This is a genomic window from Streptomyces sp. NPDC032822 (assembly GCF_055578825.1).
Genome location: NZ_JBVIOL010000007.1, coordinates 11705 through 33365 on the forward strand (window position 1 = coordinate 11705; position 21661 = coordinate 33365).

The following is a 21661-nucleotide window of genomic DNA, read 5'->3' on the forward strand; positions in this document are numbered from 1 at the left end:
GGCACACTGACGACATGCGCATCCCCGTCCCGAGACCCCGCAGCCTGGCCGGCCAGCTCTTCGCCATGCAGGCCGTGCTCATAGCGGTGCTCGTCGCCGGGTACGCGCTGTTCACCTACGTCAGCGACCGCAGCCAGGCCGAGGACGCGGCCGGACGGCAGGCGATGGCGGTCGCCCGCTCCGTCGCGGACTCCCCCTCCGTACGGGAGGCGCTCGCCACCTCCGACCCCACGGCCGAGCTCCAGCCGTACGCGCTGCGGGTCATGCGGGACACCGAGGTCGACTTCATCACGATCATGAACCCGCAGGGCATCCGCTGGACCCACCCCGACGAGGACGAGATCGGCCAGCCCTTCCGCGGCCACATCGACCGCGCGCTGAAGGGCGCCTCCTTCACCGAGACGTACACCGGCACCCTCGGCCCGTCCGTCCGCGCGGTCACCCCCATCGAGGACGACGACAAGCGGATCGTCGGCCTGGTCAGCGCCGGCATCAAGGTCGACGAGATCAGCAAACGGGTCCAGGGCCAGCTCACCGCCCTGCTCGGGGTCGCGGCCGGCGCACTCGCACTCGGCGCGGTGGGCACGTACGTCATCAACGCCCGCCTGCGCCGCCACACCCACGGGATGAACGCGGCCGAACTCAGCCGCGTCCACGACTACCACCAGGCGGCTCTGCACGCCGTACGCGAGGGGCTGCTCATGCTCGACGGGCAGTACCGTGTGGCGCTGATCAACGACGGTGGACGGGAGCTGCTGGGCGTGACGGACGACGTGGTGGGCCGGTCCGTCGCCGACCTCGGACTGCCGACGCCGCTGACGGGCGCACTGCTGGCGTCCGAACCACGGGTGGACGAGGTCCATCTGACGGCGGACCGCGTACTGGTCGTCAACACCTCCCCGGTGTCGGGGGGCGAGCACCGGGGCACGGTCGTCACCTTGCGCGATGTCACCGAACTCCAGTCCCTGATGGGTGAGTTGGACTCCGAACGCGGCTTCACCCAGGCCCTCCGCTCCCAGGCCCACGAGGCGGCGAACCGGCTGCACACCGTCGTCTCACTGATCGAACTGGGCCGCGCGGAGGAGGCGGTCGACTTCGCCACCGCCGAACTGGAACTGGCACAGGCCCTCACCGACCAGGTGGTCGCGGCGGTGAGCGAACCGGTCCTGGCCGCGCTCCTGCTCGGCAAGACCGCCCAGGCGAACGAGCGGGGCGTCGAGCTGGTGGTGTCGGAGGAGAGCAGCCTGGACGACGGCCTGCTGCCGGCCTCCCTCCCCGCCCGCGACCTGGTCACCATCCTCGGCAACCTCATCGACAACGCGGTGGACGCGGCCCAGGGAAGCGTGCGGGCGCGGGTCACGGTGACGGCGTACACGGCGGACGGTGAGCTGGTGCTGCGGGTCTCGGACACGGGGGCGGGCGTAGACCCCGCACATACGGACGCGGTCTTCCAACGAGGCTTCTCGACGAAGCCGGCGGGGCCGGGCGGGCGGGGGCTGGGGTTGGCACTGGTGCGGCAGGCGGTGGGTCGGCACGGGGGCGCGCTGACGGTGGCGGTCGCCGAGGAGGGCGGGGCGGAGTTCGAGGTGCGGTTGCCGTTGGGGGACGGGGGCGGTGGCGGTGGCGGCCGTATTAGGGGTGCGGGTTCTGAGGTCGGTGCGAGTTCTGGGGCCGGTGCGGGTTCCGAGGTCGGTGCGGGTCCTGGGGGCAGAGTGGCTTCCGGAGGCGACGTATGACGACCGAGCAGTCCATCCGTGTCCTGGTCGTCGAGGACGATCCCGTCGCCGCCGACGCGCACGTCATGTACGTCAACCGGGTCCCCGGCTTCACGGCCGTCGGCAAGGCCCACACCGGGGCGGAGGCGCGGCGCGCGCTGGAGCGGACGCCGGTGGATCTGCTGCTGCTGGATCTGCACCTGCCTGACGTGCACGGGCTGCAGCTCGCACGGTCGCTGCGGGCCGCCGGGCACCAGGCGGATGTCATCGCGGTGACGTCGGCGCGGGATCTGACGGTGGTGCGGGAAGGGGTCTCGCTGGGGGTCGTCCAGTACGTGCTGAAGCCGTTCACCTTCGCCACCTTGCGGGACCGGCTGGTGCGGTACGCCGAGTTCCACGCGTCCGCGGGTGAGGCGAGTGGCCAGGACGAGGTGGACCGGGCGCTGGCGACCTTGCGGGCGCCTGGGCCGGCCGCGCTGCCGAAAGGGTTGAGCGGACCGACGTTGGAGCGGGTGACGGGCGCGCTGCGGGAGGTCGAGGCAGGGCTGACCGCTGCGGGGATCGCCGAGGTGGTGGGCATCTCGCGGATCACGGCCCGGCGGTATCTGGAGCACCTGGTGGAGGCGGGGCGGGCGGAGCGGGCGCCGGTGTACGGGCAGGTGGGACGGCCGGAGTTGGTGTATCGGTGGGTGCGGGGGGTGGCGGGGCGGGGGCGTTAGGGAGAGATGTCGTCGAATTCGGCTGCGCACCTGCGGGCTTCGGCGGCCTCGGTGGGGGCATCGGCGCGGGTGAAGGCGTCGGCGGCCTGGAGGAAGGCGCTGCGGGCCTCTGCGAGGCGATCGGCGTCGTCGTGGGTGACTGCGAGGTGGTAGAGGATATGCCCCTCGCCGAACCAGTCGTCGAACTCGCGGAAAATCCGAAGGGCCTTGCCGTAGGCCTCCACCGCCTCCTCCGCCCGGTCCGCCTCTCTCAGGGAGGTGCCCAGGTTGCCCCACGCCGTGCCCTCACGGTGGCGGTCCGCGGTGGCCTGGTACAGGTCGCGGGCACGGATGTGGGCCTCGATCGCCTCCTCATCCCGGCCTCCTTCCCTCAGAGCGCTGCCCAGGTTGTTCCACGCCATCGCCTCGCGGTGGCGATTTCCGTCGGCCCTGTGCAGGTCACGGGCCCGAACGTGAGCATCGATCGCCTCCTCGGCACGGCCCTCCCCCAGCAGGGCGAGGCCGAGGTTGTTCCACGCGCTGGCCTCGCGGCGCGAGTCCCCCGCTGCCTGAGCCAGGTCGCGGGCACGGCTGTGAGCATCGATCGCCTCCTCCGCCCGGCCCGCCTTCACCAGGGCGTTGCCGAGGTTGTTCCACGCGATGACCTCGACCATCCCATAGCCGGACTGGTGGGCGGCATCCCGCGCGACCTCCGTGACGGCGACCCAGTCGTCGACATACCGCCGCCATTCCAGATACACCGCCAGGCACAGAGCAAGCTGCATCGCCCCCTCCGCGAACCGCTCCTCCCGCGCCCACCCCACCACCGCCACCAGACCCGCCCGCTCGCCGTCCAGCCAGGCCAACGCCTGGCCCCGGTCCGCGAACCGCTCGGGTTCCCGTGCACCTGGCAGCCACCGCAACCGATCGTCAGCCGCATAAGTCCACCGGCCATAGAAATCCAGCAGCCGCTCCCGAGCCGCCTCTCCCTCTTCCCGCAACCCCGCGTCCTGCGCCACCACACCGGCCCCGAACACGCGCACCAGGTCGTGCAACCGCCACCACCCGCGCCCGCCACCCCGCTCAACCAGGTGCGCGCGAGCCAACGCCTTCAGGCCCCGTACCGGAGGCGTCTCGGCACCGACCAGCGCGGAGGCGGCCTCGCCACTCACCTCGGGCCCCGGTGCGAGGGCGATCAGGCGCAGCAACCGAGCCTGGTCGGGCGGCAGACGGCGGTAGGAGAGCTCAAAGGCCGCGCGGACACTGCGTTCGCCGTCGACGAGATGGTCGAGGCGGTCGTGCGACTCGGCCAGTTCCGCCACGAGTTCGGTCACCGGCTGGCCCGGATCCTCCGCGAGCAGAGCGGCAGCGATCTGCAGGGCCAGCGGCAAGTGCCCGCAGAGACCGGCGAGTTGTTCAGCCGCTTCGGGTGCGTGGATGACCCGGGTGTCGTCCGGGTCGGCGATCCTCAAGGCACGGTCGAGGAGTTCGTACGCCTCCTTCGGCGTGAGCTGGTCCAAGGGGACTAGCCGTGCCCCGAGTTGAGGCAGCCGGTCGCGGGACGTCACCAGGACGTGGTGCCGGGTGTCGCCCGGCAGAAGGGGCCGTACCTGATCCGGAGACGACACGTTGTCGGCCAGGACCAGCACCGGGCCACGGTCCCGCGCTCGCTGGGCCAGCGTGGAGCGATACAGCGCCGCTCGCTCGTCCGCCGTGGTGGGAATGTGTTCCGGCCGGGTACCGAGCGCACGCAGCAGGGCTTGGAGGGCACGGTCGGCGGTGCCCGGCTCCTGGTCGTATCCGTGCAGGTCGATGAAGAGGACCCCACCGGGGAACCAGCCTCGCTCGCACGCCAGATACGCGGTCTCGACAGCGAGCGCGGTCTTGCCGATACCACCGAGGCCGGACACGGCGGCGACGAGGACCGCCGGAGATGCGGGTGACCGCACTCGGTCCGGGTCCAGCGCCCGCAGCAACGTCGCCGTCTCGTCCTCCCGGCCGCTGAATCCGCCGGGCCTCGGCGGCAGGCCGGCCATCGCCTCGGGTACGGCGGTTGCCCCGCCCTGCTGGATCACCACCTGGACGCCGACCACCTCGCGCAGGAAGACCCCGCCCCGGAAGTCGGTGTGGTCACCGTCGTACCAGGACGCTCCGCTGCCGGGGGCATACCGCTCCATGGCCCGCGCGACGGCACCGGCTCCCTGCGGATCGGCGGCGAGCAGGCCGGCCACCGTCTCGCCCCACTCCCGGAGGGCATCTCGCCGGGCCGGGTCGGTCGCGGCCTCGGCGATCTCCGCTGCGGACGCGCGGGAGTCCAGCCCCACGGCCTGCGCCAGCTTCTCCAACGCCCGACGTCCGCCGTCCCCGCCCGCGCCCTCCCCCAGGGCCACCAGCAGCGCCGTTTTCATCCGCTCGTTCCCCACCCCGCACCTGTCCCCGACAGACCACTCGTGACCGTACGTCAACGGTAAGGCGTCAGAGGGGAGTTCACCCTGCCTTGGCGTACCACACGACCTGTGAGCCAAGCCCGGCCACGGCAAGTGCCTCCAGCACGGACAGGGCGACGAGGAGCCCTCCCCCGTCACCGTCCGCCCAGAACACCACGAGTGCGGCCAGCGGCACCGCGCAGAACGCCGTCAGGTCCACGACGATCTGGACGGCCTTCCGGGACTTGCGTCGCGCGTCCCCGCGATGTGCGCTCTCCCAGCCGAACGCCTCGAAGCCACCACCCGGTTGGGCCAGCGCGGCAAGCCGTGGCCCCAACTCGCCCCGCACATACGCCCCGATCGCCGAGATCTTCTGGTCGTTCACCAGGTAGGTCCACCCGAGCACGACACACACCGGCGGCAGCGCCAGCAGCATCGACGCCTGCTTGGCCTGGGCGGCGGCGGCAATGACGGCGGCGACGACGGCCAGCGTCACGTAGAGCAGGTTGTCCCGGAACCCGATGCGCGCCTTCTGCTCGTCCTTGACGCTCTGGTACTCGGCGAGCAGCAACTCTCCGACGGTGACATCTCGTTCCGGCACTCTCTATTCCCCTCCCCCGGCGTACCTTGTGAGTGTGCCGGAGACTCAGCCCAGCGTTCTCGTCCTGACCGCGCTCCCCCTCGAATACGCCGCGGTCCGCGCGCACATCGAGAAGCGCGAGGAGCTCGTCCACCGGGACGGAACCCGAGTCGAGCAAGGTCAACTGCCCGGCACATCCTGGCATGTTGCCCTCGCCGAGCTGGGCATGGGCGCGGAGCGGGCCGCGGCTCTCACCACGCAGCTCATCAACTGGCTGCGCCCGGAGGCGGTCTTCTTCGTCGGGGTCGCGGGGAGCCTGAAGGCCGACGTCGAGATCGGCGACGTGGTCGTGGGCACGCAGGTGTACGAGATCCATGGCGGCAAGCAGACACCCGAGGGTTTCCTCGTCCGGCCGAAGGCCCTGTCGGGCTCGCATGCGCTGGAACAGGCAGCTCGCTCGGCCGCGCGGGACATGCCCGATGTACAGGCGCACTTCATGCCGATCGCCACGGGCGATGTCGTCCTGGCGGACGCCAAGTCCGAGATCGCCACGTTCATCCGCACCCACTACAACGACGCCGGCGCGATCGAGATGGAGGGCTCGGGAGCACTCCAGGCGGCCCACCTGAGCGGCGGGTTGGACGCCCTGGTGATCCGGGGCATCAGCGACCGCGCCGACGCACGCAAACACAAGGCCGACGCCTCGGGTTCGCAGAAACGCGCGGCCGAGCAGGCGGCCTCGGTGATGGTGGCGGTGCTGCGCAAACACCGGCCGCGTGAGGGTTCCTCCGACTCCGAGGAGCGTCCCCATCGACGCGGGGACGACGGGGCGACGTACGGCGGAGACCACGTCGACTTCAGCGGTGGCACCTTCTACGGTCCGGTCACCGGCAAGTCGACCGGACGGCAGTAGCGGGAGTATCGGCAGAGGCACCACCCACGGCCCGGCCCCCCGCGCGACGTCCACCCTGCCGCCGCGCCCACTGGGCTTCACAGGTCGGCGGGCAGAGCTCGACCGTCTACTCCCCCACCTCGCACCCGACGAGGAAGACGCCTCCGCGCTGGCGCTCCTCATCTTCGCGGTCACCGGCATGGGAGGCATCGGCAAGACCGCGCTGGCCGTGGAGGCGGCGCACCGGGCTCGTGCGGAGGGATGGTTCCCGGGCGGGACGCTCTTCGTGGACCTGCGCGGGTACGACGACGACCCTGTCACTGCTGATCAGGCGGTACTGGCTCTGCTGGACGCGCTCGGTGTACGGGACGGGGATCTGCCGCCGACCGCCGCGCGCCAGTACGACGCGTACCGTGCGGTCCTAGCCGAACGCCGGGACCGGATGCTGCTGGTCCTGGACAACGCGTCGGATCCGTCGCAGTACGTGCCACTGCTGCCCGGCACGGACCACCATCGGGTGCTCATCACCTCCCGGGACCGTCCCGACGCGCTCCCGGTACGCCTCATCGACCTCGAAACACTTGCCCCGGACGACTCCGTCGACCTGGTGACGCGTGCCTTGCACGACACCGACGACCGCGACGAGCGACCGGGGCGCGAACCCGAAGCCCTGCGCGAACTGACCGACCTCTGTGGCCATTTGCCGCTGGCTCTCCAGATCGCCGCGGGGATGCTGCGTCGGCGACGGCATCGGGACATCGCCTCTCTGGTGACCGAGATCCGGAACGCCGGTGACCCGACCACCGTTCTCGACCACGGCAGTCCTGGCACTGACCTCTACGGCCGCTCGCTCGTCCTACGCCCTGTGCTGGAGACCTCCTATCGTCGACTGCCGCCCGAACAGGCCCGGTTGCTGCGTCTGCTCTGCGTTGCACCGGGCGCGGAGACCGGCGCGGAGGCGATCGCCGCTCTGGTCGACCTCCGCGTAGAGGCCGCGCTGTGCCTGTTGGAGGAGTTGGCCGCCACCCATCTCGTCATGCCGGTGCGGTGCGTCGACGGGACGGCTCCCGCCATGCGGTGGCGGGTGCATGACTTGGTTCGGGCGTTCGGGGTGGGTGTGGTGGCGGGGGATGCGGGGTTGAGGGAGGAGGGGGAGGCGGCGCGGGAGCGGGTGTTGGAGTTTACTGGCGGTGGGCGAGTGCGGCCGATGACCGGCTTCGGTGGCTGCCGGGGCGGCCGGTGCCGGAGCGGTTTTCCGACCGGGGGCAAGCGTTGGCGTGGCTGGACGGGGAGCGGTCGGGGCTGGTGGCGGCGGTGCAGTGGGCGGGGGAGGAGCGGTACGCGCAGCGGGCGGTGCGACTGGCCGAATCTCTGGCGGAGTACCTGAGGTGGCGGCGGTACTTCGACGACGGGGTCACCGTTGCCCGTACCGCTCGGGAGGCCGCCCACCGCACCGGGGACCGCACCGGAGAGGCTGCCGCGTGGACCTACCTCGGCATCGCCCTGGGGGAGGCTGGCCGGGCGGAGGAGGCGATCGACGCCCATACCCGCGCCCGCGACCTACACCAGGCCGCCGGGGACCAGCACCGCGAGGCCATGGCGTGGAACAACCTCGGCCTCGACCTGAAGAAAGCGGGCCGGACGGAGGAGGCGATCGACGCCCACACCCGCGCCCGCGACCTACACCAGGCCGCCGGGGACCAGCACCGCGAGGGCACGACGTGGAACAACCTCGGCAACGTCTTGGAGGACGCGGGCCGGGTGGAGGAAGCGATCGACGCCCGCATCCGCGCCCGCGCCCTGATCCAGGCCGCCGGGGACCGCCACGGCGAGGGCATGGCGTGGAACAACCTCGGCACCTCCCTTGAGAAGGTGGGCCGAGTGGAGGAAGCGATCGAGGCATACGCCAAGCCTCTGGAGATTCGCCGGGAGTTCGAGGACTGGTACGGGACCGGCGACACCCTCTACAACCTGGCCCTCACCCACGAGGCCGCCGACCGCCCCACCGACGCCCGCGCCCACTACCTCCAGGCCGCCGACGCCTACACCCAAGCCAACGCCCCCACCGAAGCCGCCCAAGCCCGCACCCGCGCCGCCGAACTACCGGAATAACCCACCCTCACCCCACCCCCAAATACCCCCGAGCCCCCCGCCAAGGCACCACCGCCCACATCCGTGTCCCACCCCCGGGCTCCCGAGCCTCCCCGAACCCCCACTCCCCCTCACAGGCCCGCACCACGCACCCGAGCACCCGCAACGCCGCCCGCCTCCGCGCATCGCAGGCCGCGGCGAGCCGGGGATGGGAGTGCCGGGCATGTCCGTCGTAGAGGATCACCCGAACCTCCCCGTCCCGGTACCGCAGGGACACGTACACCTCGCTGTCGGGCGTGAACCGGCAAGCGCAGGCGGCCAGTTCGGAGACCACCTGCACCACCGCATCCACCCCCTCGGCCAACCCATGCGTCTGGAGGGCCACCCGGGTGGCCGCCCTCGCGACACGCGGACTGGTCAGCCCGGCGGGCAGGGTGAAGCTGTAGGTGAGCGTGTCGGGGGACGGTGGCAGTGTCTGGCGTTCGTCGGTGGAGAGCGGGCAGGCCGAGACGGTGACCGGTGCGGACATGGACGACTCCTTCGCGGGTTCAGGTACGTGTGATGCCGAATGAACTGAGCCGACGACTCGACCGACGCCCGGTGGCCTGTCTCCCCGGCACGACCCCGCCCCTCCCGGAGAAGGAGTACGCGGGCAGGCTCGCGCGATGCGCTTCCGATGACGTCGTTCCGTAAGCAGCTCATGACCGACTGTAGGGCAATCGGGAGTACGTGTACTACTCTTCGCCGAACTCCCTGTTGGACCGATCCGTCACACCGGCGGCAGACTGGCCCCGTCACACGGCCGAACAGGAGGACGGATGCCACCGAGGAGCGCTCCGACAGAGCGTCAGCGACGGCTCGGTGCCGAGTTGCGCAAGCTGCGCGTAGCGGCCGGGATGGTCACGGAGCACGCAGCCGGGCTGCTGAACGTCCCGCGCACGAACGTGCCCAACATGGAGTCGGGGCGCTCCGGCATCAGCGCGGAGCGCGTGCGCACCCTCGCGGGCAACTACGGCTGTACGGACCAGGCCTTCGTGGAGGCCCTGGCCGCCATGGCCGCCGGGCGCGAGAAGGGCTGGTGGGAGGCGTACCGGGGGCAACTCCGGGACGGGTTCCTGGACATCGCCGAACTGGAGTGGCATGCGACCCGGCTGCGTATCGCCGTCACCGTGCACCTGCCGGGGCTGCTCCAGACCGAGGAACACGCCCGCGCCGTCTTCGAGGCCGTGATCCCACGCCTGTCCTCGGACGACGTCGACGTCCGCGTCGCCCATCGGATCGACCGGCAGCAGGTGCTCGACCGGCCAACCCCTCCGAACCTCGACGTGATCCTCCACGAGGCCGCCCTCCGCATGGAGTTCGGTGGTCCCGTGGTCGCGCGACGCCAGTTGCAACACCTGGTGCGCATGTCCGAGCGTGAGGCCGTGACCCTGCGGGTCATCCCGTTCAAGGCGGGTGGCTTCCCCGGAGCCGGCCAGTCCGTCGTCTACGCCGAGGGCGCCGTACCGCGCCTCGACACCGTGGAACTCGACAGCACACACGGTCCGGAGTTCATCGACGCGGAGGCCCAACTCGGCAAGTACCGCGCCCAATTGGATGCCGCCCGAGCCGTCGCACTCACACCACACGTCTCGCGCGACTTCATCCGCACCCTCGCCGACGACCTCTAGGAGCGCCCCCATGGCCGACATCAGCTGGGAAGAACCGTTCTGCGGCGAGGGCGCCAACTGCTTCCGCATAGGCACCGACCCCCACGGCAACGCCTACATAGCCGTCGCCGGCCAGGAGGACCACCCCCTCACCGACACCCGCGAAGCGCTCCGCACCCTCATCCGCGACATCAAGGCGGGCAAGGCCGACCACCTCCTGTAGCCGCGGCCCCCGTCGCGTCGCGACCGTCCCCTCCCAATATCCACCGCACACGCATTGACCTGACTAGACCACTCCTCCTAGGTTCCACGGGCAGTCATCCCGGCGCCACAACGAAGTGAGCCCGCAGGAGGTCATGCCCGTGCGCCCCACCGCCGTACTCCCCCCGCTGCTGACCCTGGCCCTCGCCGCCACCGCCCTCACCGCCTGCGGAGGCGGCTCGGGCGGTGATCCCGACACCGTGAAGATCTCCTTCAAGCAGTCCACGGACAACTCGATCCAGGTGATGGACGACTACCTCGCCGGTATCAAGAAGCAGTTCGAGAAGGAGAACCCCGGCAAGAAGGTCGAGATCGTCCCGATCAAGGCGCCGGACTCGGAGTACTACACCAAGCTCCAGCAGATGCTCCGCTCCGCGAAGACCGCCCCCGACCTGGTCTACGAGGACACCTTCCTCATCAACTCGGACATCACGAGCGGGTACTTGAAGCCCCTCGACCCGTATCTCGCGAAGTGGCCGGACTGGAACCAGTTCGTCGACACGGCGAAGACGGCGGCGAAGGCCGAGGACGGGAAGACGTACGGCGTCCCGGACGGGACCGACACCCGGGGCCTCTGGTTCAGCAAGGACGTCTTCGCGAAGGCCGGTCTGCCCGCCGACTGGCAGCCGAAGACGTGGGCGGATGTCCTGGCCGCCGCCCGGGCCATCAAGGAGAAGGTCCCGGACGTCATCCCGCTGAACGTCTACACGGGCAAGGCGGTCGGCGAGGCCGCCACCATGCAGACCTTCGAGATGCTGCTCTACGGCACCGACGACGCCAAGGGCGGGGATCCTCTCTACGACTCGGCGTCGAAGAAGTGGATCGCCGGCGGCCAGGGTTTCAAGGACTCCCTCGCCTTCGTCGAGACGGTCTACAAGGAGAAGCTCGGCCCGGACGTCGAGAACGCGCTCGACCCCAACGTGATGACGCATGTCCGCGGCGAGTGGCTCCCCAAGGGCAAGCTGGGCATCGCCCTCGACGGCTCCTGGCTCCCGCAGGACTGGCAGCAGGGCAGCGGCCACGAATGGCCCGAGTGGTCGGACGAGTTGGGCCTCGCCGCGATGCCCACCCAGCACGGCCAGGCCCCGGGCAAGGTCAGCATGTCCGGGGGCTGGACCTGGTCGATCCCGGCCAAGGCGGCCAACCCCGACCTCGCCTTCGACTTCGTCAAGACCATGCAGACCAAGGCCAACGCGCAGAAGTGGTACATCGCCAACTCGGGGATCGCCGTACGCGAGGACGTCGCCGAGGATCCCGCGTACGTCGAGGCCCAGCCCGGTATCAGGTTCTTCACCGATCTCGTGGCGAGCACGCACTACCGGCCCGCCTACCCGGCGTATCCGAAGGTCTCCACCGCGATCCAGGAGGCGATGGAGGGGGTGACGACGGGCGACGCGTCCGTCCAGGAGGCCGCGCGGGGGTACGACGAGGAGCTGAAGAGCGCCACGGACGACCAGGTGATCCAGAAGTGACCACCGCCGCACCGCACGCGACGGGCCCGGGGGCGGCGAAGTCCCCCTCGGGCCCGCCCACTTCACGGCCGGGAACCGATTCGCCGAAGCCGGGACTCCACCGCGTCCTCACCCGCGCCCTCCCCGTCGCCCCCGCCCTCGTCCTGCTGATCCTCTTCCTCGCCGGTCCGATCGCCTACTGCGCCTACATCGCCTTCACCGACCTCCAGCTCACCGGGCAGGCGCAGTCGTCGTTCGTGGGCTTCGAGAACTTCCGTACGGCGTTCGGGGACGCGGAGTTCCTCAACGCCGTATGGCTGACACTGGTGTTCACCGTGCTGTCGTCGCTGATCGGGCAGAACACCCTCGGTCTGGCGCTCGCCTCGCTGATGCAGCGGGCCTCGAAGCCGGTGCGCACGCTGACCGGTGGGATCGTGATCACCGCGTGGGTGCTGCCGGAGGTGGTCGCGGGCTTTCTGCTCTACGCCTTCTTCCGCCGCGAGGGCACCCTGAACGCCCTCCTGGAATGGCTCCATCTCCCGTCCCAGAACTGGCTGTTCACGCTGCCGATCCTCGCGGTGTCGTTCGCCAACGTGTGGCGCGGTACCGCCTTCTCGATGCTCGTGTACTCCGCCGCGCTGAACGAGATCCCCAAGGAGGTCACGGAGGCCGCCGAGGTCGACGGGGCCGGCGGCTGGCGGCGGATGTGGCACATCACGCTGCCGATGATCCGGCGGTCCATCGGCACCAACCTGATGCTGAACACCCTCCAGACCCTCTCCGTCTTCGGGCTGATCTGGGTGATGACCCGGGGCGGCCCCGGCGACAAGAGCCAGACCCTGCCGCTCTTCATGTACGAACAGGCCTTCCAGAACAGCATGATCGGCTACGGCACGGCCGTCGCGCTCCTCCTGCTGCTGGTCGGCTCCCTGTTCTCCCTCGTGTATCTGCGGCTGCTGCGCACGGAGGTCTGACGGACATGACACCCGGAATCACCGACCGCCGCCGCACCCTCCTCCACCCCCGTCACCACGACCGCCGCCGCAGCCGCCGACTCGCCGCCGACGCGGGACTGTTGGCGTTCGCCGCCGCCTTCGCGCTGCCACTGGTCTGGGTCGTCCTGTCGTCCCTGGACCCGCGCGCCGACCTCAGGGTGAAGGCCCCCGACGGCCTCACCCTGGACAACTTCGACGCGATCCTCACACCGGAGATCACCTTCACCCCGCTGCTGAACAGCCTGATCCTGTGCGGCGGCGCCACCCTGCTGACGGTGGCGTCCGCGGCGCTCGCGGCCTACCCCCTGTCCCGCTTCCGGTCCCGGCTGAACCGGCCCTTCCTCCTCACCATCCTCTTCGCGACCAGCCTGCCCATCACGGCGATCATGGTCCCGGTGTACGCGCTGTTCGTTCAGGTCGACCTGATCGACACCATGCAGGGCACGATCTTCTTCTTCGCCGCGTCCCAACTCCCCTTCGCCATCTGGTTGATGAAGAACTTCATGGACGGCGTGCCGAAGGAACTGGAGGAGGCGGCCTGGACCGACGGCGCCTCCTCGTTCCAGTCCCTGGTCCGGATCGTGCTGCCCCTCATGGGCCCGGGGGTCGCCGTGGTGACGGTGTTCTCCTTCGTCATGATGTGGGGCAACTTCTTCGTCCCGTTCATGCTGCTGCTCACCCCGGACCAGATGCCGGCGTCGGTCAGCATCAACGAGTTCTTCGGCAACCGGGGCATGGTGGCCTACGGCCAGCTCGCCGCGTTCTCGATCGTCTACTCGACGCCGGTGATCCTGCTGTACGTGCTGATCTCACGGCGGCTGGGAGGGGGGTTCGCGTTGGGTGGGGCGGTCAAGGGGTGACGGGGCCGACGCCGCACCCACGCCACCGGCCCCGACCTCACTGCGCCTCCCCCGCCAACACCCCCGCCCGGAACGGCTCCACCCCCACCACCCTCCGCACCCGCACCGGCTCGATCAGCAACATCACGCGCCGCTCGCCGGGCAGCAGCCACGGGTACCGCTCCTCCCCGATGTACTTCCGGGTGAGCCGGTCCATCGACCGCTCCGCCTCCTCCCCCTCCACGAAGCGGACGACCCGCCCCCGGATCTCGACCCGGTCGTACGGGTTCTCCGCGTCGTGGTGGGAGAGCGAAACGTTGGGATTGCGCCGCAGGTTCTCCTCCTTCACACGGCCGATCGCCGTGTTGACCATGACGTACTCACCTTCGAGGTCCGCCCACATGGGCGAGATCTGCGGAGTGCCGTCCGGGCCGACGGTCGCCAGATGCCAGAAGTTCGGCGCCAGCAGCCGTTCGCGAATATGCCCCTCTACCTTGCCATTCACCTCGTACACGAAAGCCGCGCTCCTCCCGGACCGCCCGTCCGGGCGGTCCGCCGCCATCCTCACCAGTACCGCCCGGGACCGACAGACGATCTCCGGCCACCCCGAACACACGGCCGGAACCGTACGTTCCTACAATCCGTGTTCCTGGCCGAACAGGCCGTAGTCAGCGTGGACCGGCGGCCCTACGTTGTGCCCCGTGCGCCGACCCCCAGCTCTGCCGAACCAGCCCGGACCCCCGTTCAACGCCCCCGCCGCCCGCCGAATCCGCTCCGCCCTCAACATGGGCCCCGAGCACGTCGCCTACGGGATGCGCGTCTCGTACGGACTGCGCTACGTCACCCCGGATCTCGTGATCGCCTGGGAACGCGGGGCCGCCACCCCGACCAGTCCCGAACTCACCGCGCTCGCCGCCGTGTTGTGGTGTTCCCCCGGTGAACTCATCGACCGCCCGCGGACCTTGCGCGAGCACCGCATCGCCCGCGGTCTGGCGCCCGAGGACGTCGCGCGGGTCGTCGGGCTCGAACTCCTCGTCTATCTCCACATGGAGGAGCACGCGGAGTGGCGCGGCACCGACCGGCAGTCCGCCGCGCTCGCCGAACTGCTCGGCCTGTCACTGCCGGACTTCGTCACCGTCACGGGCCGCGAGGCGCGGCTCTCCGAGCATCTGCGCAGCGCGGTCACCAGCCGCTGGCAGGGGTACGTCCGTCCGGTCGCGAAGATCGTGCCGCTGGACCGGCGGCTGGTGGAGGACACCCTTCAGGAGCTGCACCGCGAGTACCAGGGGCAGATGGTCGCCACGCTCAGTTGGGGCGGCGGCGACGATCTCTCCGACGAGGCGGGGGTGGAGTTCCTCGACCGGATCGTGGACCGGTTCTGGTCCACGATCCGGAACAACACGAGTTAGCGGGGGCGGGGCCTAGAAGACCGACTCCGCCTCGTCCATCCGGTCCTTCGGCACCGTCTTCAGCTCGGTCACGGCCTCCGCGAGCGGCACCATCACGACGTCGGTGCCGCGCAGCGCGGTCATCCGCCCGAACGCGCCCTGGTGGGCGGCCTCGACCGCGTGCCAGCCGAAGCGGGTGGCGAGCACCCTGTCGTACGCGGTGGGGGTGCCGCCGCGCTGGATGTGGCCGAGGATGACCGGCTTGGACTCCTTGCCGAGGCGGCGCTCCAGCTCGTACGCCAGGGCCGTGCCGATGCCCTGGAAGCGCTCGTGGCCGAACTGGTCGATCGCGCCCTTGCCGTAGTCCATGGTGCCCTCGGCGGGGTGGGCGCCCTCGGCGACGCAGATCACGGCGAACTTCTTGCCGCGGGAGAAGCGCTCCTCGACCATCTTGACCAGGTCGCCCGGGTCGAAGGGGCGCTCGGGCAGGCAGATGCCGTGGGCGCCGGCGGCCATGCCGGACTCCAGGGCGATCCAGCCCGCGTGCCGGCCCATGACCTCGACGACCATCACCCGCTGGTGGGACTCGGCGGTGGTCTTGAGGCGGTCCATGGCCTCGGTGGCGACGCCGACCGCGGTGTCGAAGCCGAAGGTGCGGTCGGTGGAGGAGATGTCGTTGTCGATGGTCTTCGGGACGCCGACCACCGGCAGGCCCGCGTCGGACAGCATGCGCGCCGCGGTGAGCGTGCCCTCGCCGCCGATCGGGATCAGGGCGTCGATGCCGAAGTCACGGGCTTCCTCGGCGGCACTCTCGCACGCCTCGCGCAGCCGGTCGCGCTCCAGCCGGGAGGAGCCGAGGATGGTGCCGCCGCGGGCGAGGATGCCGCTGACGGATTCGAGGTCGAGGGAGCGGTAGCGGCCGTCGAGCAGGCCGGCGTATCCGTCCTCGAAGCCGATGACCTCGTCGCCGTAGTTGTCGACCGCTCGGTGCACGACCGACCGGATCACGGCGTTCAGGCCGGGGCAGTCGCCGCCTGCGGTGAGCACTCCGATACGCATCGTGCTGTGTCTCCTGCTCGCTGTTGAGACCGGTGAGCCAGGTCCGATTGTTTCATGCCCCACAGGAGGGTGCCGCCTCCACTACTGACGGGCGCCTTATATATCGCCAGAGGTATTGTCAAGAGGGTTCCGCTCACCTCGGTGGGCGATTTTTATGACCTCCAGACGCACCCGACAGACGAAGACCTACCCGACAGACGAAACGGAGAGCACGCGTGACGCGCAGCGTGTACGTGACCGGTATCGACCGCGGCGACGGCCGTCAGGTCGTCGAGCTGGGAGTGATGGAACTCCTGACCCGGCAGGTCGACCGGGTGGGAGTGTTCCGCCCCCTCGTCCACGACGGCCCCGATCGCCTGTTCGATCTCCTGCGTGCCCGTTACCGGCTCGCGCAGGACCCGGCGACCGCGTACGGCATGGACTACCACGAGGCGTCCGCCCTCCAGGCCGAGCGCGGCACCGACGAGCTGGTGTCGACGCTGGTCGACCGCTTCCACCGGGTGGCCCGGGACTACGACGTCGTCCTCGTCCTCGGCACCGACTACGCCGACACCCAGTTCCCCGACGAGCTGTCCCTCAACGCCCGCCTGGCGAACGAGTTCGGCGCCTCCGTGATCCCGGTGGTCGGCGGTCGGGGACAGACCGTCGAGTCCGTGCTCGCCGAGACCCGCAACGCCTACCGGGCCTACGACGGTCTCGGCTGCGACGTCCTCGCCATGGTCACCAACCGGGTCGCCCGCGAGGACCGCGACAAGATCGCCGAGCAGCTCGGCTCCCGTCTGCCGGTGCCCTGCTACGTCCTGCCCGACGAGCCCGCCCTCTCCGCGCCGACCGTCGCCCAGGTCGCCCAGGTCCTCGGCGCCAGGGTCGTCCTCGGCGACGACTCGGGGCTCGCCCGGGACGCGCTGGACTTCGTCTTCGGCGGCGCCATGCTGCCGAACTTCCTGAGCGCCCTGACCCCCGGCTGCCTGGTCGTCACCCCCGGCGACCGCGCCGACCTGGTCGTCGGCTCGCTGGCCGCGCACAGCGCCGGCACCCCGCCGATAGCGGGCGTCCTCCTCACCCTGAACGAGGTGCCGAGCGACGCCGTCCTCACCCTCGCCGCCCGTCTCGCACCCGGCACCCCGGTGCTCTCGGTGCCCGGCAACAGCTTCCCCACCGCCGCCGAACTCTTCTCCCTGGAGGGGAAGTTGAACGCGGCGACGCCACGCAAGGCGGAGACCGCGCTCGGTCTCTTCGAGCGGTACGCCGACACCGCCGAACTGAACCGGCGGGTCTCCGCACCGAGCAGCGACCGTCTCACCCCGATGATGTTCGAGCACAAGCTCCTGGAGCAGGCCCGCGTGGACCGCCGACGCGTCGTGCTGCCCGAGGGCACCGAGCCGCGCGTCCTGCACGCCGCCGAGGTCCTGCTGCGCCGCGGGGTCTGCGACCTCACCCTGCTCGGCCCGGTCGACCAGATCCGCAAGAAGGCCGCCGACCTGGGCATCGACCTCGCCGACGCCCAGCTGATCGACCCGGCCGCCAGCGACCTGCGCGACTCCTTCGCCGAGAAGTACGCGGCCCTGCGCGCCCACCGGGGCGTCACGGTGGAGCTGGCCTACGACGTCGTCTCCGACGTGAACTACTTCGGCACGCTGATGGTCCAGGAGGGCCTCGCCGACGGCATGGTCTCGGGTTCGGTGCACTCCACGGCCGCGACGATCCGCCCCGCCTTCGAGATCATCAAGACGAAGCCGGACGCCGACATCGTCTCCTCGGTCTTCTTCATGTGCCTGACCGACAAGGTCCTCGTCTACGGCGACTGCGCGGTCAACCCCGACCCGAACGCCGAGCAGTTGGCCGACATCGCCATCCAGTCGGCCGCCACCGCCGAGCAGTTCGGCGTGGCGCCGCGGATCGCGATGCTGTCGTACTCGACCGGTACGTCCGGCTCGGGCGCCGACGTCGACAAGGTGCGCGAGGCGACCGGGCTGGTGCGTTCACGGCGTCCCGATCTCAGGATCGAGGGACCCATCCAGTACGACGCGGCCGTCGAGCCGAGCGTCGCGGCGACCAAGCTGCCGGAGTCCGAAGTCGCGGGCCAGGCCAGCGTGTTGATCTTCCCGGACCTCAACACCGGCAACAACACCTACAAGGCCGTGCAGCGTTCGGCCGGCGCCATCGCCGTCGGCCCCGTGCTCCAGGGTCTGCGCAAGCCGGTCAACGACCTGTCCCGGGGTGCCCTCGTCCAGGACATCGTCAACACCGTCGCCATCACGGCCATCCAGGCACAGTCCGCCGTCCAGTCCCCGACCGAGAAGGCCACCGCCCAGTGAGCGCCACCCGCGGCACCCGCGTCCTCGTCATCAACTCCGGCTCCTCGTCGGTCAAGTACCAGCTGCTCGACATGCGTGACAGCAGCCGGCTGGCCGTGGGGCTCGTCGAGCGCATCGGCGAGGAGACCTCTCGGCTGAAGCACACGCCGCTCGCCACGGGCGCCGCGCGCGAGTGGACCGGCCCGATCGCCGACCACGAGGCCGCCCTGAAGGCCGTGGCGGAGGAACTGTCCAGGGACGGGCTCGGCCTCGACTCGCCGGAACTGGCCGCGATCGGGCACCGGGTGGTGCACGGCGGGCAGTCCTTCACCGAGCCGACGGTCGTCGACGCGAGGGTGCTCGCCGAGATCGAGCGGCTGATCCCGGTGGCCCCGCTGCACAACCCGGCCAACCTGACCGGCATCCGCACCGCGCAGGCCCTGCGGCCCGACCTCCCCCAGGTCGCCGTGTTCGACACCGCCTTCCACACCACGATGCCGGAGTCGGCCGCCCGCTACGCGATCGATGTGAAGACCGCCGACGAGCACCGGATCCGGCGCTACGGCTTCCACGGCACCTCGCACGCGTACGTGTCCCGGGCGACGGCGAAACTGCTGGGCAGGTCACCGGAAGAGGTGAACGTGATCGTGCTGCACCTCGGCAACGGGGCGTCCGCCTCGGCCGTCAGGGGCGGCCGGTGCGTCGACACCTCCATGGGGCTGACGCCTTTGGAGGGGCTGGTGATGGGTACGCGCTCCGGAGACGTGGACCCGGCCGTCATCTTCCATTTGATGCGTGTTGGCAGAATGTCCACGGACGAGATCGACACTCTTCTCAACAAGAAGAGCGGATTGATCGGTCTGTGCGGTGACAACGACATGCGGGAGATCCGCCGCAGGGTCGACGCGGGTGACGAACAGGCACAGCTGGCCTTCGACATCTACATTCACCGCTTGAAGAAGTACATCGGCGCCTATTTCGCGGTGCTCGGCCGGGTGGACGCGATCGCGTTCACGGCCGGGGTCGGCGAGAACGCGGCGCCGGTGCGGGAGGCCGCCGTCGCGGGCCTGGAGGAGCTGGGCCCGGTGGTGGACGGCGAGCTGAACGCGTTGCGCGGTGACGAACCGCGGCTGGTCTCGCCCGCCCACGCGCGCGTGGCGGTCGCCGTGGTTCCGACGGACGAAGAACTGGAAATCGCCACTCAGACTTATGCACTCGTCGCACCGGATGCACTGGTCGATAAGAGCAACTGAGCGCCCGCCCGCCCATTTGTATCTTCCGCCAGACGGAATATTCCGTAGCGAAACAAACCGATAGGATCGCCCCATGCGCCGTTCGAAAATCGTCTGTACTCTCGGCCCCGCGGTCGACTCCCATGAGCAGCTCGTGTCCCTGATCGAAGCCGGGATGAACGTGGCCCGCTTCAACTTCAGCCACGGCACGCACGCCGAGCACCAGGGGCGGTACGACCGTGTCCGCGCCGCCTCCAAGGAGACCGGCCGCGCCATCGGCGTCCTCGCCGACCTGCAGGGCCCCAAGATCCGCCTGGAGACCTTCGCCGAGGGTCCGGTGGAGCTGGAGCGCGGTGACGAGTTCGTCATCACCGTCGAGGACGTCCCGGGCGACAAGACCGTCTGCGGGACGACCTACAAGGGCCTGCCCGGTGACGTGACCGAGGGCGACCAGATCCTGATCAACGACGGCAACGTCGAGCTCAAGGTCACCGCGGTCGAGGGCCCCCGGGTCAAGACGATCGTCATCGAGGGCGGCGTCGTCTCCGACCACAAGGGCATCAACCTGCCGGGCGCGGCCGTGAACGTGCCGGCGCTGTCCGAGAAGGACGTCGAGGACCTGCGCTTCGCGCTGCGCATGGGCTGCGACATGGTCGCGCTGTCCTTCGTCCGGGACGCCAAGGACGTCGACGACGTCCACAAGGTCATGGACGAGGAGGGCCGCCGCGTCCCCGTCATCGCCAAGGTGGAGAAGCCCCAGGCGGTGGAGAACATGGAGGCCGTCGTCGCCGCGTTCGACGCGGTGATGGTGGCCCGTGGCGACCTGGCCGTCGAGTACCCGCTCGAAAAGGTCCCCATGGTGCAGAAGCGCCTGATCGAGCTGTGCCGGCGCAACGCCAAGCCGGTGATCGTGGCGACCCAGATGATGGAGTCGATGATCACCAACTCCCGCCCGACGCGCGCCGAGGCCTCCGACGTGGCCAACGCGATCCTGGACGGCGCGGACGCCGTCATGCTGTCGGCGGAGTCCTCGGTGGGCGCGTATCCGATCGAGACCGTGAAGACGATGTCGAAGATCGTCACGGCCGCGGAGCAGGAACTGATGTCGAAGGGCCTGCAGCCGCTGGTCCCCGGCAAGAAGCCGCGTACGCAGGGCGGTTCGGTCGCCCGTGCCGCCTGCGAGATCGCCGACTTCCTCGGCGGCCGGGGCCTGGTGGCCTTCACCCAGTCCGGTGACACCGCCCGCCGCCTCTCCCGCTACCGCGCGGTCCAGCCGATCATCGCGTTCACCACCGACGAGTCCACCCGCAACCAGCTGACGCTCAGCTGGGGCGTGGAGTCGCACGTCGTGCCGTTCGTGAACACCACGGACGAGATGGTCGACATGGTCGACCAGGAGATCGCCAAGATCAACCGCTTCAACCCGGGCGAGATCGTCATCATCACCGCCGGCTCGCCCCCCGGCGTCGCCGGCACCACCAACATGCTCCGCGTCCACCACATGGGCGGCGCCCAGCAGTAGGCGTCCCGCGCGATCCCGTACGGCACCGAGGGCGCCCCCTGTGACAGGGGGCGCCCTCGGGCGTCGCCGGAGGCTGGGGACTATGGCAGCCCTTCGGCCACCCGCGCCCACTCCTCGACCTCACCCCAGCGGGGATGATCCGCGAGAAGCGCGGCCAGTGGCCTCACGGTGGCGAGCGACCGTCGGATCATCCGGAGCTCCAGGATCCCGTCGAGCCCCACCCCGCGACACCGGCTGCCGCCCTGCCCGACGGCGGCCTCACCGGCGGCCCGGACCGCGGCACCGCCTCGGCCTTCCCGGTGATCGCGCTGAGCGGCGTCTGCGGCGACCTGGGCAGCTTGGGCGCACTTGGCCGCCCTCTGGCCCTTGGAGGCCGCCTCACGGGCGTCGGTGACCGCCTCGGTGGCCTCCACGGCCTGGCCGGCCGCCATTGCCGCGGTCGCGGCGCCGACGGCGGCGTCCTTTCCGGAAGTACCTGACGTACCGGAATTACTGGCCGTACCGGAAGCACAAGTCGTTGCCGTGGTCACCGTCGGAGGCCCCGCACAGCACTGTGGCCCGGTCCC

Annotated in this window: 18 protein-coding genes and 1 pseudogene; 13 read left to right on the top strand and 6 right to left on the bottom strand. The window is 70.3% G+C overall.

The annotated features are described in order from the left end of the window. The first annotated feature begins 14 nt into the window (after nt 1-14). Together ACZ5VD_RS20565 and ACZ5VD_RS20570 are read left to right on the top strand one after the other, a co-directional pair. A complete protein-coding gene (locus ACZ5VD_RS20565) occupies nt 15-1736 on the top strand; it encodes an ATP-binding protein (RefSeq protein WP_468682890.1) in 1722 nt (573 codons plus the stop codon). After that, nucleotides 1733-2434 carry a response regulator gene (locus ACZ5VD_RS20570; RefSeq protein ID WP_468551126.1) on the top strand — a complete coding sequence of 234 codons (702 nt, stop codon included), beginning with the start codon at nt 1733-1735 and terminating at the stop codon, nt 2432-2434. The genes ACZ5VD_RS20565 and ACZ5VD_RS20570 overlap by 4 nt, the downstream gene beginning before the upstream one ends. On the opposite strand, the gene ACZ5VD_RS20575 is transcribed toward ACZ5VD_RS20570, so the two are convergent. Together ACZ5VD_RS20575 and ACZ5VD_RS20580 are read right to left on the bottom strand one after the other, a co-directional pair. Next, nucleotides 2431-4821 (bottom strand): tetratricopeptide repeat protein, encoded by a 2391-nt coding sequence (locus tag ACZ5VD_RS20575; RefSeq protein WP_468682891.1) that lies wholly within the window; start codon nt 4819-4821, stop codon nt 2431-2433. The two genes, ACZ5VD_RS20570 and ACZ5VD_RS20575, sit on opposite strands and share 4 nt — an antisense overlap. A 79-nt stretch (nt 4822-4900) precedes the next feature. Further along, on the bottom strand, nt 4901-5440 hold the full coding sequence (locus ACZ5VD_RS20580) for a hypothetical protein (RefSeq protein WP_468551124.1): 540 nt from the start codon (nt 5438-5440) through the stop codon (nt 4901-4903). Between the two features lie 28 nt (nt 5441-5468). Between ACZ5VD_RS20580 and ACZ5VD_RS20585 the strand changes: the two genes are divergently transcribed. Both ACZ5VD_RS20585 and ACZ5VD_RS20590 read left to right on the top strand, forming a co-directional pair. After that, nucleotides 5469-6332 carry a 5'-methylthioadenosine/S-adenosylhomocysteine nucleosidase family protein gene (locus ACZ5VD_RS20585; protein ID WP_468551123.1) on the top strand — a complete coding sequence of 288 codons (864 nt, stop codon included), beginning with the start codon at nt 5469-5471 and terminating at the stop codon, nt 6330-6332. Between the two features lie 148 nt (nt 6333-6480). Further along, nucleotides 6481-8423: pseudogene (locus ACZ5VD_RS20590) on the top strand (ATP-binding protein). A 7-nt stretch (nt 8424-8430) separates the two neighbouring features. Here the strand turns inward: ACZ5VD_RS20590 and ACZ5VD_RS20595 are convergent. Then, a complete protein-coding gene (locus ACZ5VD_RS20595) occupies nt 8431-8931 on the bottom strand; it encodes an ATP-binding protein (protein ID WP_468682892.1) in 501 nt (166 codons plus the stop codon). Between the two features lie 289 nt (nt 8932-9220). On the opposite strand from ACZ5VD_RS20595, the gene ACZ5VD_RS20600 reads away from it, so the two are divergent. From ACZ5VD_RS20600 to ACZ5VD_RS20620, 5 genes are all read left to right on the top strand, one after another. After that, a complete protein-coding gene (locus ACZ5VD_RS20600; RefSeq protein WP_468682893.1) occupies nt 9221-10072 on the top strand; it encodes a helix-turn-helix domain-containing protein in 852 nt (283 codons plus the stop codon). Between the two features lie 10 nt (nt 10073-10082). Beyond that, the gene (locus ACZ5VD_RS20605) at nt 10083-10274 is read left to right on the top strand and encodes a hypothetical protein (protein WP_468551120.1); all 192 of its coding nucleotides are present in this window, start codon (nt 10083-10085) and stop codon (nt 10272-10274) included. A gap of 133 nt (nt 10275-10407) precedes the next feature. Beyond that, the gene (locus ACZ5VD_RS20610) at nt 10408-11784 is read left to right on the top strand and encodes an extracellular solute-binding protein (protein ID WP_468682894.1); all 1377 of its coding nucleotides are present in this window, start codon (nt 10408-10410) and stop codon (nt 11782-11784) included. Then, a complete protein-coding gene (locus tag ACZ5VD_RS20615) occupies nt 11781-12737 on the top strand; it encodes a carbohydrate ABC transporter permease (RefSeq protein ID WP_468682895.1) in 957 nt (318 codons plus the stop codon). The genes ACZ5VD_RS20610 and ACZ5VD_RS20615 overlap by 4 nt, the downstream gene beginning before the upstream one ends. 5 nt (nt 12738-12742) lie before the next feature. Further along, on the top strand, nt 12743-13618 hold the full coding sequence (locus tag ACZ5VD_RS20620; protein ID WP_468682896.1) for a carbohydrate ABC transporter permease: 876 nt from the start codon (nt 12743-12745) through the stop codon (nt 13616-13618). Nucleotides 13619-13655: 37 nt separating this feature from the next. Here the strand turns inward: ACZ5VD_RS20620 and ACZ5VD_RS20625 are convergent, their stop codons facing one another. Further along, the gene (locus tag ACZ5VD_RS20625) at nt 13656-14159 is read right to left on the bottom strand and encodes a PPOX class F420-dependent oxidoreductase (protein ID WP_468682897.1); all 504 of its coding nucleotides are present in this window, start codon (nt 14157-14159) and stop codon (nt 13656-13658) included. Nucleotides 14160-14298: 139 nt separating this feature from the next. Between ACZ5VD_RS20625 and ACZ5VD_RS20630 the strand changes: the two genes are divergently transcribed. Further along, nucleotides 14299-15006, top strand: a complete 708-nt coding sequence (locus tag ACZ5VD_RS20630) for a helix-turn-helix domain-containing protein (RefSeq protein WP_468682898.1) — start codon at nt 14299-14301, stop codon at nt 15004-15006. 12 nt (nt 15007-15018) lie between these two features. Here ACZ5VD_RS20630 and ACZ5VD_RS20635 read toward each other — a convergent pair whose 3' ends face one another. Beyond that, nucleotides 15019-16044, bottom strand: a complete 1026-nt coding sequence (locus ACZ5VD_RS20635; RefSeq protein ID WP_468551114.1) for an ATP-dependent 6-phosphofructokinase — start codon at nt 16042-16044, stop codon at nt 15019-15021. A 215-nt stretch (nt 16045-16259) separates the two neighbouring features. Here ACZ5VD_RS20635 and pta point away from each other — a divergent pair, with 215 nt between their 5' ends. From pta to pyk, 3 genes are all read left to right on the top strand, one after another. Beyond that, the gene (pta, locus tag ACZ5VD_RS20640; protein ID WP_468551113.1) at nt 16260-18362 is read left to right on the top strand and encodes a phosphate acetyltransferase; all 2103 of its coding nucleotides are present in this window, start codon (nt 16260-16262) and stop codon (nt 18360-18362) included. Beyond that, nucleotides 18359-19594: an acetate kinase gene (locus tag ACZ5VD_RS20645; RefSeq protein WP_468682899.1), complete on the top strand. Its 1236-nt coding sequence runs from the start codon at nt 18359-18361 to the stop codon at nt 19592-19594. Before pta ends, ACZ5VD_RS20645 begins: the two co-directional genes overlap by 4 nt. Before the next feature lie 73 nt (nt 19595-19667). Continuing rightward, nucleotides 19668-21095: a pyruvate kinase gene (gene pyk, locus ACZ5VD_RS20650; RefSeq protein ID WP_468551111.1), complete on the top strand. Its 1428-nt coding sequence runs from the start codon at nt 19668-19670 to the stop codon at nt 21093-21095. A gap of 80 nt (nt 21096-21175) precedes the next feature. Here the strand turns inward: pyk and ACZ5VD_RS20655 are convergent, their stop codons facing one another. Continuing rightward, complete coding sequence (locus tag ACZ5VD_RS20655; RefSeq protein WP_468682900.1) at nt 21176-21526, bottom strand: hypothetical protein; 351 nt, start codon at nt 21524-21526, stop codon at nt 21176-21178. Nucleotides 21527-21661: the final 135 nt, after the last annotated feature.

Bases quoted from the DNA above. Each gene is read 5' to 3' on its own strand.
- ACZ5VD_RS20565 (WP_468682890.1), top strand. From the start codon at position 15: ATGCGCATCCCCGTCCCGAGACCCCGCAGCCTGGCCGGCCAGCTCTTC.
- ACZ5VD_RS20570 (WP_468551126.1), top strand. From the start codon at position 1,733: ATGACGACCGAGCAGTCCATCCGTGTCCTGGTCGTCGAGGACGATCCC.
- ACZ5VD_RS20575 (WP_468682891.1), bottom strand. From the start codon at position 4,821: ATGAAAACGGCGCTGCTGGTGGCCCTGGGGGAGGGCGCGGGCGGGGAC.
- ACZ5VD_RS20595 (WP_468682892.1), bottom strand. From the start codon at position 8,931: ATGTCCGCACCGGTCACCGTCTCGGCCTGCCCGCTCTCCACCGACGAA.
- ACZ5VD_RS20600 (WP_468682893.1), top strand. From the start codon at position 9,221: ATGCCACCGAGGAGCGCTCCGACAGAGCGTCAGCGACGGCTCGGTGCC.
- ACZ5VD_RS20605 (WP_468551120.1), top strand. From the start codon at position 10,083: ATGGCCGACATCAGCTGGGAAGAACCGTTCTGCGGCGAGGGCGCCAAC.
- ACZ5VD_RS20610 (WP_468682894.1), top strand. From the start codon at position 10,408: ATGCCCGTGCGCCCCACCGCCGTACTCCCCCCGCTGCTGACCCTGGCC.
- ACZ5VD_RS20620 (WP_468682896.1), top strand. From the start codon at position 12,743: ATGACACCCGGAATCACCGACCGCCGCCGCACCCTCCTCCACCCCCGT.
- ACZ5VD_RS20625 (WP_468682897.1), bottom strand. From the start codon at position 14,159: ATGGCGGCGGACCGCCCGGACGGGCGGTCCGGGAGGAGCGCGGCTTTC.
- ACZ5VD_RS20635 (WP_468551114.1), bottom strand. From the start codon at position 16,044: ATGCGTATCGGAGTGCTCACCGCAGGCGGCGACTGCCCCGGCCTGAAC.
- pyk (WP_468551111.1), top strand. From the start codon at position 19,668: ATGCGCCGTTCGAAAATCGTCTGTACTCTCGGCCCCGCGGTCGACTCC.
- ACZ5VD_RS20655 (WP_468682900.1), bottom strand. From the start codon at position 21,526: ATGGCGGCCGGCCAGGCCGTGGAGGCCACCGAGGCGGTCACCGACGCC.